The sequence below is a fragment of the Mesorhizobium sp. WSM4898 genome (assembly GCF_029625845.1).
Classification (GTDB): Bacteria; Pseudomonadota; Alphaproteobacteria; order Rhizobiales; family Rhizobiaceae; genus Mesorhizobium.
Window position 1 is genome coordinate 1 of record NZ_JARTVQ010000009.1, and the last position, 13199, is coordinate 13199.

Below are 13199 nucleotides of genomic sequence, written 5' to 3' on the forward strand. Positions count from 1 at the left end.
GTCCGTGGCTCGCCGCCCCGCCGAGTTCCTGAGCCACAAGCCAGCCGGACTGAAGCGCCATCGATATCCCCTCGGCGATAATCGGATGCGACTCGCCAGCGACATTGCCGACGCGGAAGATGTCTGCTTCGTAGCCTGCGCGAATGCCCGGCCGGATCGGACCGGCGGCGAGCCACGGACCATCGAGACGGGCATCCGCCAGCGCGTCCCGCGCGCCTCGGCATGTCGCCATGATGTGACGCTCAACGGCTTCGGCCGCCGGGACATGGCCGCCGCGTTCGCGGGCAAGGCTGCCGCGCAGCCGGGCAAGCACGTCGCGCCTAATGCAGCACGAGATCGATAGGCGGCCACGGTCGGCGAGCACCATGCCGCCGTAGCCGCCGGGAAAAGTGAGCAGCGGCATCAGATCGGGCGGCAGCGCCGACCCGGTGAAATGTGCCTTGAAACCGAGCAGGTCCGAGGAGCGGCTTTGTTTCCCGAGCTGGCTCGGCAGCGGCCCCGGCTCCCACGAACCGTGTGCAGCGACGATTACCGATGCCCGCAGGGTCATCCCCTCCTCGCCGGGACTGCCGCTTGTAGCCTGGATCCGCACCGCCTGGCGGTCGCCATCCCTTTCGATGGCGACGGCACGGCAGGGCTGGAACACTTCCACGCCAGCCGAGCGGGCCGCGTCGAGCAGCAGCGTGTCCAATATGTCGCGGCCAAGCGCGCGGCCGAAGCCGTTTCTTGCCGCGGGTCCGGATCGCGCGCCCGGCATCGGCGCCTCGATGCTGGCATTGCCTGAAAAGAGGCCGACCCGGCGTATTTCCGGACCGGCCTCGCCGCGCCAAGCATCGCCGATACCCAGCCGGTCAAGGAGCGCGAGGTTGCTTGCCGAGATGTATTCGCCGCATACCTTGCGGCGCGGAAACGCGCTCTTCTCCACGATCGCCACAGCCCATCCGCGCCGGGCGAGCGCCAGCGCCGCCGACGTGCCCGCCGGGCCGGCGCCGATGATGATCGCATCGTGGGTGGATGCGCGCTTCACGGCTTTTCCCTGAGCGCATCCCCGACCTGGATCGCCGAGGCCCCGACAAAGACATGCGAGAAAGGCCCTGCGCGCCGTTCCTCGAGCGGGTTGCCGCCGGCGGCAGCCCAAAGATCGGAAAGCTCGTGGCCGCGAAAGCCGGCGCGGACGCTTTCAACCGCATCATGTCGCGTGACGTCGTTGACGCCGATTGCCGGCAGAAGCCGAGCCGCGACCAGTGCAAAGCCCGCCCGCAGCGGTTCCGTCGCCAGGATGAGCGGCGCCTTGGGCCGCAAAAGCGAGAACAGGCGAAGCAGTGCAGCATCGTTGAAATGATGCAGGAACAGGTTGACCGTGATCGCGTCGAAGGCCCTGCCATCCGCCCTCTCTGCCCAATCGACGACATCTGCGGTGATGGTTTCGATCGTCCATCCCAGCCCGGCGAAATCCGCCGCGAGCTTCGGCGTGGCGAGGCCGATGCGATCGAGCATCGTCAGCTCCACCTGGCGCCAATCGCGTGCCATGCGCCTCGCCACCTTGAGCATGAAGGTGCCGTCACCGGCGCCGATCTCCAGGATGCGGCCCGGCGGCCTCGCCAAAAATTTCCGCATGAGCGAGGCCATGATCGGCGCCTGGAACATCAGCGCGTTGATGCGGGCGAGATCGCGGCGCGAGCGGATTGCCCGCGCATCGTCGGCCGCGAGCCCGTCCAGGATTTCCGGAACGAGGCTGCGTTCAGCGAGCGCACTCATGAAACGGTCCTGAACAGCATGGTCTCGGCCGTCAGCCCGGGCCCGAACGACATGCCGCAGCCGAGCAGCCCGCCCGGCTTCTTCAGCATCTTCTCCATCACGAACATGACGGTTGGCGACGACATGTTGCCATATTGGCGAAGCACCTCGCGCGAGGGCTCGAGCGCGGCGGGCTCGAGTTCAAACGCCCTTTCGACGGCGTCGACAATGCTGCGGCCGCCGGGATGCACAGCCCAGAGGTCGATCGCTTCCGGCGCCCGGCCTGCGAGGATCGCGTCCCGGTTGCTGCGCAGGGCTTCCTGGACAGCGGCCGGCACCTTGCCGGAAAGAACCATGTCGAAACCTTGGTCGCGGATATCCCAGGTCATCAGCTCGCGCTGCTCGTTCACGACGGCGCAGCGGAAGGAGTCGAGCTCGATGCCGGGCGGCTCGGCGGTGACGATGCTCGCCGCGCAGCCGTCGCCCCAGAGGCAGAAGCACAGCAGCTTTTCCAGTTCGGTGGTTTCCCTGATGTGCAGTGTGCAGATCTCGATATTGACCAGCAGTACCCTTGCCCCCGGATCGGAGCGTACGATGTGACGTGCAAGCTTGAGGCCGTTGACCGCAGCGTAGCAGCCCATGAAACCGATCATTGTGCGTTCCACGCCGTCCGCAAGGCCGCAGCGCTGAACCAGGTCGAGGTCGATGCCGGGCGCGGAGAAACCGGTGCAGGTGGTGACGATGAGGTGTGTGATGCGCGAAGCCTCGTTGCCGAGATGCAGCCCGTCGACGCCCTTTTGTGCCAGCGTGGGTGCGGCCTCTGCGAACATAGCCATTCTGGCGGCCGTCCCGGGAAATGCCCCGCGCTTGAAGATCCCGCCGAGATCGACCGACGGCCCTTCGGGATCGAGAGCCGGGGCAAAGCAGGAGAAGCGGTGGTCAATGCCGGCAAGCCCGGCCATGCGTTCGAATAGTTTCCTGCGGTCGCTGCAGAGCATGGAGGCCGCGTAGCGCAGGTAGAACTGGTGGACTTCATGCTCCGGAACCGCCGTCGCGATCCGGTTGATGTAGGCGTTAGCGGACATGTACTGTCTCCCTGGGCCTCGGCGCGGTGCGCGCTGTTGCCGGAGGGGTTCCTTGCTCATGAGCGCGCTTTTGCAGGCGCCAAGCGCTGACCGTTGCCTGTTCGATAAACGTTTCGGAAAACCGGTTTCTTCCCTGGCGTGCAACCCCGAAACTAAAAGATTTGAAAGGGATGATAGGCAAAATCAAAGTGTTACGCGCCCTAGCAGCAGGCAAGGATTTCGGGTCGATCACTTGCTGCCCTGCACCGTTCCGGGCACGATCAAGGCTCCCTGATCGCGCTCTGAATATCTGAAGCCGATAAAGAACAAGGCGATGATGATGAGGCCGACCGCCAGCACGATGGCGAGGGTCCTTCCCGGGTTTTCGGCAGGCGGCCTATCTAGCATGGTGGTTCGCCTCGCATATAAACCTGGCGAGGGCGGGAAGGGTTCCCAGGCGGGTAGAACGCTCGCCCGGTCCGACATTGACGGTATCGGCAAGGAAGCGGGAAGCGCACGCACCCCAGCGGGCGAATAGCGACTGACCGGCGATAGCTGCAAATTGCATCAATCGAATTGTGAGAAAATTAATCAGGGCTTTCTAATATTGTTGGTCACCCGGCAACGAATTCCGGTAACGGACCCATGACAAAGAACCTCGGCAACGCCAAGCCCAACGCCCCTGCGGGCGAGATAAGATCCTCGCCATTCGGCAGGATAGCGCCGGCGCTGTTCCCGCTGGCAGTCGTGGCGCTGGGCTACCTCGTGGGCAAGCAGTTCTTCGGTTTCTGATGCTGGGCAAATGTTCTGTGGAGGCGGGCCGGAGCCTCGCGCGGGCCGGTGGTCGTATTCGGCCGTTTGCGCCCCTCCCACTGCTTTGGTCCTAGGGCCTAGGTCGTTCTTGCCCTTGCATTAGTACAAGCGCATGTTCGAAGTAGCCGGCAGGCTCGCAAACTCCGGTCAGGCCCGGCCGCCGAACCCAAAACACCCCCCCAGGCTGCCGGGCCGCCGGCGCGCCTCGCAAGCAAAGCCCCCCAATCCGCAACCAGCGCTACTGCCGTGGCGAACCTGCACGCGCTCACAATCGCTCCAAAGCGCTCGAGAGGCGTATCGTTGCGCGGACCGGGCGCCGCATCGAAGTCGAATTCTACCTAGGGTGCCGCTCAAGCTTTCAGTGTCTGGATTTTATCCATTTTGAACGGCGCTTACCGGAAATCTGTATTTTCGACATCAAGTGTGCTCGTGCCTTGCAACTATTCTCCTGCTGAGGATAATAAGCGGTTGCTTGCGGCGACCCTTCGTGCGTTAAATCGTATTGCTGTTCGAGGATGCAATTCTTAGGGCGACGAGCTGGAGCTGCACATGGTGGCAGGCGAACCAGACAGTGTCCGCGTAAAATTCATCAACGGCCAATGGCTGGTGCGCGTCGTCGAAGGCGGCCGGCTGGCCCATCAGTTGTTCAACATCCACGCGGAAGCCGAAGCCTTCGCCGAGGAGGAACGCCACCGGCTGGGCCTGCCGGGCGAGCCGCCGGCCGCGGAGCCGGTCGAGCCAAAGCGGCGCCGCGGGCGCAGACACTGAGCGCCCAATATCCTCAATTTCGTGTGGCTTGCCTTCGCCTCACCGGCAACCAGTTTGCGCTCCGCGGAAAATGCGGGAACAATCGGCGGGACGGGGAAGTGCTGCCGATGTGCAATCTTTACAACATCACCACCAGCCAGGAAGCGATCCGCCAGTGGTCGCGAGCGCTGCGCGACATTTCGGGCAATCTCGAACTTTCGGTCGACATCTATCCGAACCAGCCGGCGCCGGTGGTGCGCAATGCCACCGACGGCAGCCGCGAGCTCGCCCGGCTGCGCTGGGGCATGCCGACGCCGCAAGAACGCGTGCGCGGCAATGCCGATCCGGGCACGACCAACATCCGCAACCCCCAATATGCCCACTGGCTACCTTATCTCGGCGTCGAGAACCGCTGCCTGGTGCCGGTGACGAGCTTTGCCGAACCCTCGCCAAAGCCCGGCGACAAGGATCCTGAAACCGGCGTGCAGAAGAATTTCTGGTTCGCGCTCGGCGAGGACCGCCCGCTGTTCTTCTTCGCCGGGATGTGGACGCCCTGGTATGGCGTGCGCAAGGTGAAGGAAGGTCCGGGCGACCACGAGCTCTACGGCTTCCTGACGACCAGGCCGAACGCGTTGATCGCGCCGATCCACGAGAAGGCGATGCCGGTGATCCTGACCACCGAGGCGGAAACCGAGCTGTGGCTGACAGCGCCGTGGTCGGAGGCGAAGACGCTGCAGCGGCCGGCGCCGGACGACGCGCTGGTGATCGTGGACAAGCCGGCGACGCAGATCAAGTTTCCGGCGGAACCGCCGGCGCAGGGGTCGTTGTTTTAGCTCCTCGCCTTCTGCAGCACCCAGATATAACCCTTGGGCGGATGGTCCTGGTCGATGAACTGGGTCTTGACCTCAGTGTCCTTGCGGCCGCAGCGCTTGCAGCGGAAGCGGATGGTTTCGAGCGGCTTGTTCCAGCCGACCACCTTGGCGACGTCGTTCGCCTTGAAGCGGCCGGCGTGGTAGCAGTGGCGGCATTCGACTCTGAGCAGCATGTTGGCCTTGGCCGCCCGGCCGACGCTGTCCATGGGTCCGGCCATTTCTCATGTCCGGTCTGAATAATCCTCAGGCAGCGGCAGCAGGCCGAGCCAGGCGGCGCGGAAATCGAGGTCCCTGCCCGCCACCGCGCCCATCATCTCATGCAGCCTCTCCACCAACCCGTTGAGCCGCCAGTACATTTCGCCGTTGGTCTTGAGATTGAGCTGCGCCGCCAGCACGGTCTGGCGCAGTTCCAACGCATCGCGAATGATCGCCTCCGCGTCCGACCGGAACAATCTGTCATAGCGGCTTCTCCGTCTGCCCAACGCGGCTCTCCGTGATCCTGAGCAACCGCCCCATCTGCTGACAAAATAGGAACCCGTTCCTCGCTGAGTCAATTCGTCGTTGACAATTTTGTTCCCTTTTTGTTCACATGCTAGTGGAAACCTGCGGAGCACCCGAGATGGATCACATCGTCAGGCTCGACAGCCGCGAGGAAGCGGCGCTTCAGGCAATCGCGGAGCGGTTCATCGCCCGGCACAAGGGCGACCCGGTGAAGGCGCTGAAGGAGATGATCGTGTTCAACGGCCATCTCCAGCAACGGCTCGACGCGCTCCAGGCTTCAAGGCTTCGTCAACGAGACGCGTCGGGACGGCGCGGCTGAGGCATGCTGCCCCGTCAGGCGGCCCGCAGTCCTTCCTTCGGACGCAGGTTCTGGTTCATGCGGAACAGGTTCTGCGGATCGTAGCGCTGCTTGATCTCGAGCAACCGGCGATAATTGCCGCCATAGGCCGCTTCGACACGGTCGATCTCATCCTCCGGCATGAAGTTCACATAGGCCGTTCCGGCAGCATGAGGCTTTGATGCTTCATAGATGTCTCGAGCCCATTCGATGCAGGCCTTGTCCATGGCCGGTTCGCGCCAGCGGGCGTGAACATTCATGACGAAATGCGAGCTCCGCTGCGGAAACGCCGTCGCTTCCGCCGGGACGCGGCCAGCGACGCCGCCGACATGGCCGAAGAATATCTCGCATTCGGGACCCGGAAGCCTGGATATCGCGGTCGTGGTGATCTCGATCGCGCTGTCGGAAAGCTCGGTGAAGTCATGGCTCTTCCAATAATTGCGGGCGCCAGGCGCGAGCAGCGGATCGAAGGCCTGCTGCCAGCCCGTGAACGGGTTGGGACCGACGACGTCGGCGATCGGCGTGCCGATGGCGCGGAGCTTTTGCGTCGCCTTTTCGCCAGCCTCGATATCGCCGCAATAGCACATGGCCAGCACCAGCACTTCCTTGCCGTGCCATTCGGCCGGCAGGAAGGGCAGCGGCGGCGCCTGCCGCATGACCACCCAGCAGGTCAGTTCGTCGGGGGCGGTTTCGAGCGCGGCGCGGTATTCCCGAAGCACCTTCCCGGCATCGGCGAAGGGATGGACGACAAGGCCCGACAGCACTTGCGGCCCGAACTGGTGAAGTTTGAACTCGAACCCCGTGACGACGCCGAAATTGCCGCCGCCGCCGCGCAGCGCCCAGAACAGGTCCGCGTTCTCGGTCTCGCTGGCGCGCAGCAGCTTGCCGTGCGCGGTTACCACGTCGGCCGAAACGAGATTGTCGATGGTCAGCCCGTATTTACGGGTGATCCAGCCGAAGCCGCCGCCCAGCGTCAGGCCGGCAATACCGGTGGTCGAGTTGATGCCGGTCGGCAGCGCCAGTCCGAAGGCCTGTGTTTCCCGGTCGACATCGACAAGCGTGGCGCCGGGTCCGACCCAGGCGCGCCGCGCCGCGACATCGACCCGCACAGACTTCATCATGGAGAGATCGATGACGAGGCCGCCCTCGCAGATGGCGCTGCCGGCAATGTTATGACCGCCGCCGCGCGCGGAGACGAGAAGTCCGTTCTCACGGGCGAAATTCACCGCGGCAACGACATCGGAGGCGCCGACGCAGCACGCGATCAGCCCGGGCCGCCGGTCGATCATGTCATTCCAGATGCTGCGCGCGCCGTCGTAGCCGGCGTCACCCTCCCGCAGAACCGTGCCGCGTATTTGCGTCGAAAGCGTTTCCAGGGCGGCGGCGTCGACCGTGGTCTTGCCGCCCTCAAGGGCAGTGAAGCTCATGGCATTCATGAATTCCTCCCGTTCTTGTTGATGAGCCCCCTCCGCCCGAATTTTAGTGTGCGCTCATGTTCGGCATCCCGCAAGTTATCGCGGGCAGCGAGCCGGCCGTGCGGGCCTTGCTCAACAAACGATTGGCAAGAACGGCACGCGCGTTGCCAGCAATCTTGACGGGCAGGAATAACAGGCTTTCAATCAAGAGAGATTAGCGCTGCGGATATAGGGGAACGCCGCATGAAACGCATGTTGTTTGCCTGTTCGATATCGTCTGTGCTGCTATTGTCAGCGAACCGGGCGTTTGCGTTCAATTTCGGCTTCGTCAGAGTGCCGGACTGGATGGATCCTTATATCGGCATGCTCGTTGCCGTCACCTTCTTCTTCTGGCTCGGACTGGCGGCGACAAAGCCGAGCGGCGTGCCGTTCAAGCAGGTGCGCTATGTCGAGATTTCGCCCATAGCGAATTTCTTCTACCTCGGCATGGCCTTCTTCTTCACCATCATGATGATTATGCTGTTCGCCGGCATGGGCCTGAGGCGATACGCTGAGTGGACCGGCGCAGCGTAGAGCGGGAGCGAAACGGGACAGATCGACGCTCTTTCGCGCCCCCTTCTGTCCTGCTGGAGATCTCCCCCTCAAGGGCCCTCAAGGGGGGAGATTGGCAGCTTCGGCGCCGTGCTCCTATGCCTTCACCCGCTTCAGCGCCTGCGCCATGCAGTGAATGCCGCCGCCGGTCTTGGAGATCTCACTCATGTCGACGGCCGCCACCTCGAAGCCACGTGCCTTCAGCTTTTCAATCAGCGTCTTGCTCGAGGTCGGCGCGATCACCCTGTCCTTGCCGAGCGACATGAAGTTGCAGCCGAGCGCCATCGTATCCTGGAAGGGCACGTCGATGATCTCGTGGCCCTTGCCCTTCAGCCAGTCGACGATGCCGGGCTCGGTGCAGGCAAGGCAGACGGCGGTGAGCTTTTCGGCGATCGGCACCACCATCAGGTCTATGTGCACGTAGTATTCGTCGATGAAGGCGATGCGCGTCTCCCAGCCTTCCTTGTCGAACCAGGCCTGCACCTGGCGCGCGCCCTCCTCCTGCGTGCGGGCGCCGCCGCAGCCGATCAGCACCACGCCTTCCTCGATGACGTTGAAGTCGCCGCCCTCGAAGGTGCCGGCGGTCACCATGTCGTAGATCGGGATGCCGAGCTTCTCATAGGTGCGGATGGCGGCGTAGTTCTCGCCGCGCCGCCACCAGTTGGCCATGGCGGTTATGAACGCGCCGTAGGGCGTCATGACGCTGGAGTCGCGCGAATAGACCTGCATCGGCAGTTCCGGCGTCGGCTCGTGCCAGTGGATGGTGACGCCGAAATGCTCGTAAGCGGCGACGAGGTCCTTGTGCTGCGCCTGGGCGATCTGGATGTTGCAGGGCGCCTCGCGCAGATGCTTTCTGGACAGCGAACTGGTCGAAAGATGGCGAAGGAAATTGGGCGAGCCGAGCAGCACGTCGGTCAGAACGTCGGTCTCGTTGGCGAAGCCCCAGGCAGTGAGCGGCTTGGTGCCGCCATTGGGATTGCGGCGCTGCAGCGAGAACGGCTCAGCGACGATGCGGTCATGGACGGTCATGGTGTTCTCCTCGGGGTCGGTCTGCTTGAGATCATTGGCTGCTCGGTATCCACCAGTCGCGCCCGCGCCCGGTGGTGACATATTCCGGCCAGCGGAAGTTTATCGGCGGCTCGTAGTCACAAAGCGGCGCGATCCAGTTCGAGCCGCCGGCGCCGCCGCCGGTTCGCTTGACGAATTCGTCCATGGCCGCATCGCGCGCTGCCTTGTCTTCCAGTAGGCGAAGCGCGGTGAGCGCGACGGTCTTGGAGGCGCAGGTCACCATCGGGTCGATGGTGGCCGCAATGCCGCCCAACGCGTTCATCACCCAAGCGGGATAGGCGTGACCGTTGGCCGAGCGCAGCGCCGGGCGGGCGACGTAGAAGCGCGATGTCGGCGCGTGCCAGCTCATGTCGGTATAGTCGTCCGAGGTCGAGTTCACCTGCGAGGGCGGCAGGTCGCGCCGCAGGATCGCCTCGGCCTCCTGCGGCGTGATAAGGCGCTCCAGCTCGTCGATGAACGGATTCTCGGTCGCCTCGCCGCCAGCATTGACCTGGACCTCGCGGGCGATCGCCCTCGCCTCTTCGTTCCACTGTGGCGGACCGACGGTCGAGAGCGCTTCATAGGTGATGCCGGCCATGGCGTGGTTGGCCAGTCCCGGGCGCGACTTCGACACCCAGTGGCGTTCGTAGCGGGAGCCGCTCATCCTGGCGGCGGCTTCCGCGTTTCGGTCGAGCACGGCGGTCACCTGCTCGGCCATGGCGATGGTCGGCACGCGGATCATGTACTGGATCTCGGCAAGACCCGCCGGCAGATTGTCGGCGGTCGCCTGGCCGGCGGTCAGGATCGCTTCGCTGATCGACCAGCCGCCCTGGTGGGTCAGCATGGAATCGCGCAGCGCCTTGGAAGCCATGTACATCATCATCAGCGCGTCGTTGGCACCTGGCGCCCTGACCGCGGAATGCGCCTGCGGGATCGGGGCGCCATCGCTTGCGCGACCCCAGTTCTGAGGCTCGTCGCAAATGAAGCGGTAGATCATCGAATACGCCGCGCCGCAATGCGTGTCCCAGCGCGCGGTGTTGCAGAGCGGCAGCATATAGAAGGGATGAAAGGAGATCATGCCGGCAAGGCCGTCATAATAGCCCTTGGCGGCATGGATCGGCTTCGAGCCCCTCACCTTCTCTGCCGGCTCGCCAGTGAAGCGCAGCGTGCCTTGAATGCCATGCTGCTGCATCGCGGCCTTGGCGGCGAGCAGCCCGCCGAGGCTGCCAATGCCGAGGCCCGAGTGCGGATCGGTATGGCCACCCGCCTCGACGCTGAGCCCCGCCCGCGGTTGCTTGACCGTCACGGCATCCTGGCAGTTGCCGGGCACCGCGTCGTATTCGGCATACATGCCGATCGTCGGTCCTTCGCCATTCGTCCAATGCGCGCAGAAGGCGGTCGGCATGCCGCCCGAGCCCTCTTCCACCGAAAAGCCCTCACGCTTCAGCCGGTCGACATACCAGGCTGCGGACTGGTACTCGCGCCAGGCGGTCTCGCCGAGGTCGAAGATGGTGCGCGTCCAGGCCGACAAGAGCGGCTGGATGCCGTCGATGCAGGCCAGTGCCGTTTCCTGCGCTGATGTCGTCACCGGTTTCTCCATGCCGCAAAGAAAGCAGTGAAGCGGCTCTTCAAAAAGTGATATGTTTTCCCGGCTCGTGCAAATTCGGTTCACCTGAGGCCTCTTGCGCATACCTTCCACGCAGGCGCTTCGCGCCCTCGACAGTTTTGCTCGTCACGGCAGCGTGTGGCGCGCGGCCGATGAACTCCACCTCACCCGCAGCGCCGTCTCGCATCAGCTGAGGCTGCTCGAACGCGACCTCGGCTTCGATCTCTTGCAGCGCATCGGCAAGGGCGTGGCGCTGACGCCGCGCGGCCAGCGCTACGCCGCCGATGTCAGGAAGGCGCTGACCGTGCTCGGCGACGCGGGGACGCAGAACAGCGGCGCCGGCGTCGGCGGCTCCTTCGGCATCTCCTGTCCGCCGGGCTTCGCCTCGATGTTCCTGTGCACCCATATCGGCGAGTTCCAGCAGATGTATCCGGACGTCGCGCTGTCGGTGCTGACGCCGCGGCGGCTCGACGACGTCAGCAATCCGGAGGCGGACGCCTTCATCGCCTTCGGCGTCGGCAACTGGCCGAACCGCGCGGTGGAGCTGCTTTGCGAGGTCTCCTTCACCCCGCTCTGCAGCCCGACGTTGCTCAACAAGGTGGGCGGCTTTTCCAAGCCCGCCGACGTGCTGCGCGCCAACCTGCTGCATCTCAGCGATACCGAGGACTGGGCGCGCTGGCTGGCGCTGTCCAAGGTGGAAAATCCCGACACCGAAGGCGGCATCTTCTTTTCCGACATGAACCTTGTCTTCTCGGCGGCAATCGCCGGCCAGGGCATCGCCATGGGAGACGAGCTGACCGGCCGCCGGGCGCTGAGCGAGGGCCGGCTGGTCAAGCCGTTCGAAGCGACGGTACCCTCGCCGCGCTCCTACTATCTGGTCTTCGAGCATGCCAAGGCGGGCCACCCGGTACTCAATGCCTTCAGCGACTGGCTGCGGGCGAAGCTTTTGGAAAGCAGGCTGGCGAAGTATTGAAGGCGGGGACGCCGGCACGCCTTAGGATGTCCCTCGGAGTGCCAACCGTCCGGTCGTCATCCCCGGGCTTGACCCGAGGATCCATTCCGTGGCGATCGCGAAAGGCACGCTTGATCAGATTCTGCACCGTTGCAGCTCCCACGGCATGGCAACCAGGGTCTGCGCGCGTCGCTTCGCTCCTTGCTCCGCCCTGAAATGACGACGGCATGAACGCTTTCGCCAATCGCGAAGGTTGGCGAGCCCGCCGAACGCCCAAGTTTGGGAGACGCTTCCGCCACCTGCCCATCCGTGAATCAAATTTGCCGATCAGGCGAAAACTATTCGGTTGCGGTGAACGCGCGCCATGCCTACGATTTGAAACAAGCGTGAGGACGAAGGCAGGATGCAGCAACCCGGCCGGGCCGCAGAGATCAAGGCGAACGGGATAGGCAAGAGCTTCGGCTCGTTCCGGGCGCTGGACAATCTCACGCTCGATATCGGCCGCGGCGAGTTCCTGACGCTGCTTGGGCCATCCGGTTCCGGCAAAACCACCTTCCTGATGATCTTGGCCGGCTTCGTGCAGCCGAGCGAGGGCAGGCTTTTCAGCGACGGCACCGACATTACCGACCGGCCGGCCGAACAGCGCGCCGCCGGCATGGTATTCCAGGGCTATGCTTTGTTCCCGCATATGAGCGTGGAACAGAACATCGCCTTTCCGCTCAAGGTGCGCAAGAAGTCCGCTTCCGAGATCAAAAGCCGTGTCGGCGAGATGATCGAGCGCGTCGGTCTCAAAGGCCACGAGAAGAAATTGCCGGCGCAGCTTTCCGGCGGCCAGCAGCAGCGCGTGGCGCTCGCCCGCGCCCTGGTGTTCGAGCCGGGCGTGCTGCTTCTCGACGAGCCGTTCTCGGCGCTGGACAAGAGCCTGCGCGGCCAGATGCAGGCCGAGATGAAGCGGCTGCACCAGGAGACCGGCACCACCTTTGTCTTCGTCACTCACGACCAGAGCGAGGCGCTGGCGCTTTCCTCGCGCGTCGCCATTTTCAATCACGGCAAGCTCTTGCAGGTCGGCAGGCCGGACGAGGTCTACGACCGGCCGGCCAGCCGCTTCGTCGCCGAGTTCCTGGGCGAGATCAACATGCTGCCCGTGAAGGGCGTCAAGCCCGCCGATAATGGCGCCACCGGTGTCTGCGAGGACCGGGCGGTCAACATGCGCTGCAAAGCAGAAAAGGTCCGCGGCGACGCTATCCTGGCAATCCGGCCGGAACACATGTCGATCGCGCCGGAGGCAGCGGCCGGCGAAAACGGCATCGCCGCCACTGCTGTCGCTTCGACCTATCTGGGTGCGGCGACCAAGCTCGACCTGACCACGCGCCAGGGTGCGAAGGTCACCGTCTCGGTGCCGAACGAGGTGGCCGCGGCAGCGTTGAGCAAGGGCAATTCCGTCTGGCTGACCTGGCCGGCGGAAAAGGGCTTCCTCCTGCCGGACGGAGGACAATGAGCGCCGAAGCGGCGTGAAT

General features: G+C 64.3%; 16 protein-coding genes. 7 read left to right on the top strand and 9 right to left on the bottom strand.

Going from position 1 to position 13199, the window contains the following annotated elements; translation table 11 throughout:
* From P9228_RS25820 to P9228_RS25835, 4 genes are all read right to left on the bottom strand, one after another.
* Nucleotides 1-1027 (bottom strand): NAD(P)/FAD-dependent oxidoreductase (locus P9228_RS25820; protein ID WP_278056272.1); only part of this gene is annotated, 1027 nt, incomplete at its 3' end.
* Nucleotides 1024-1758 carry a methyltransferase domain-containing protein gene (locus P9228_RS25825; RefSeq protein WP_278056274.1) on the bottom strand — a complete coding sequence of 245 codons (735 nt, stop codon included), beginning with the start codon at nucleotides 1756-1758 and terminating at the stop codon, nucleotides 1024-1026. The genes P9228_RS25820 and P9228_RS25825, both read right to left, overlap by 4 nt.
* Nucleotides 1755-2822: a type III polyketide synthase gene (locus tag P9228_RS25830; RefSeq protein ID WP_095801535.1), complete on the bottom strand. Its 1068-nt coding sequence runs from the start codon at nucleotides 2820-2822 to the stop codon at nucleotides 1755-1757. Before P9228_RS25830 ends, P9228_RS25825 begins: the two co-directional genes overlap by 4 nt.
* A 228-nt stretch (nucleotides 2823-3050) precedes the next feature.
* Nucleotides 3051-3209, bottom strand: coding sequence for a hypothetical protein (locus P9228_RS25835; RefSeq protein ID WP_156751168.1), 159 nt, complete (start codon nucleotides 3207-3209; stop codon nucleotides 3051-3053).
* A 237-nt stretch (nucleotides 3210-3446) separates the two neighbouring features.
* Here P9228_RS25835 and P9228_RS25840 point away from each other — a divergent pair, with 237 nt between their 5' ends.
* The 3 genes from P9228_RS25840 to P9228_RS25850 all read left to right on the top strand — a co-directional run bounded on the left by P9228_RS25840 (nucleotide 3447) and on the right by P9228_RS25850 (nucleotide 5194).
* Nucleotides 3447-3593, top strand: a complete 147-nt coding sequence (locus tag P9228_RS25840; protein ID WP_082954140.1) for a hypothetical protein — start codon at nucleotides 3447-3449, stop codon at nucleotides 3591-3593.
* A gap of 573 nt (nucleotides 3594-4166) precedes the next feature.
* On the top strand, nucleotides 4167-4382 hold the full coding sequence (locus tag P9228_RS25845) for a hypothetical protein (protein WP_278056278.1): 216 nt from the start codon (nucleotides 4167-4169) through the stop codon (nucleotides 4380-4382).
* A gap of 107 nt (nucleotides 4383-4489) precedes the next feature.
* A complete protein-coding gene (locus P9228_RS25850) occupies nucleotides 4490-5194 on the top strand; it encodes an SOS response-associated peptidase (protein WP_278056279.1) in 705 nt (234 codons plus the stop codon).
* On the opposite strand, the gene P9228_RS25855 is transcribed toward P9228_RS25850, so the two are convergent.
* Nucleotides 5191-5451: a hypothetical protein gene (locus tag P9228_RS25855; RefSeq protein WP_127246658.1), complete on the bottom strand. Its 261-nt coding sequence runs from the start codon at nucleotides 5449-5451 to the stop codon at nucleotides 5191-5193. The two genes, P9228_RS25850 and P9228_RS25855, sit on opposite strands and share 4 nt — an antisense overlap.
* A gap of 3 nt (nucleotides 5452-5454) precedes the next feature.
* Nucleotides 5455-5715: a hypothetical protein gene (locus P9228_RS25860; protein WP_127246657.1), complete on the bottom strand. Its 261-nt coding sequence runs from the start codon at nucleotides 5713-5715 to the stop codon at nucleotides 5455-5457.
* Nucleotides 5716-5852: 137 nt separating this feature from the next.
* Here P9228_RS25860 and P9228_RS25865 point away from each other — a divergent pair, with 137 nt between their 5' ends.
* Complete coding sequence (locus P9228_RS25865) at nucleotides 5853-6053, top strand: hypothetical protein (protein WP_095779104.1); 201 nt, start codon at nucleotides 5853-5855, stop codon at nucleotides 6051-6053.
* Nucleotides 6054-6067: 14 nt separating this feature from the next.
* Here P9228_RS25865 and P9228_RS25870 read toward each other — a convergent pair whose 3' ends face one another.
* Nucleotides 6068-7507: an FAD-binding oxidoreductase gene (locus P9228_RS25870; RefSeq protein ID WP_278056282.1), complete on the bottom strand. Its 1440-nt coding sequence runs from the start codon at nucleotides 7505-7507 to the stop codon at nucleotides 6068-6070.
* 222 nt (nucleotides 7508-7729) lie between these two features.
* Between P9228_RS25870 and P9228_RS25875 the strand changes: the two genes are divergently transcribed.
* Nucleotides 7730-8059 carry a hypothetical protein gene (locus P9228_RS25875; RefSeq protein WP_127215617.1) on the top strand — a complete coding sequence of 110 codons (330 nt, stop codon included), beginning with the start codon at nucleotides 7730-7732 and terminating at the stop codon, nucleotides 8057-8059.
* A 114-nt stretch (nucleotides 8060-8173) separates the two neighbouring features.
* Here the strand turns inward: P9228_RS25875 and P9228_RS25880 are convergent, their stop codons facing one another.
* A complete protein-coding gene (locus P9228_RS25880) occupies nucleotides 8174-9106 on the bottom strand; it encodes a dimethylarginine dimethylaminohydrolase family protein (protein ID WP_067330684.1) in 933 nt (310 codons plus the stop codon).
* A gap of 31 nt (nucleotides 9107-9137) precedes the next feature.
* Nucleotides 9138-10724, bottom strand: a complete 1587-nt coding sequence (locus P9228_RS25885) for an amidohydrolase (RefSeq protein ID WP_164746764.1) — start codon at nucleotides 10722-10724, stop codon at nucleotides 9138-9140.
* An 82-nt stretch (nucleotides 10725-10806) separates the two neighbouring features.
* On the opposite strand from P9228_RS25885, the gene P9228_RS25890 reads away from it, so the two are divergent.
* Complete coding sequence (locus P9228_RS25890) at nucleotides 10807-11703, top strand: LysR substrate-binding domain-containing protein (protein WP_066999260.1); 897 nt, start codon at nucleotides 10807-10809, stop codon at nucleotides 11701-11703.
* 382 nt (nucleotides 11704-12085) lie between these two features.
* Nucleotides 12086-13180: an ABC transporter ATP-binding protein gene (locus P9228_RS25895; protein WP_095801538.1), complete on the top strand. Its 1095-nt coding sequence runs from the start codon at nucleotides 12086-12088 to the stop codon at nucleotides 13178-13180.
* Nucleotides 13181-13199: the final 19 nt, after the last annotated feature.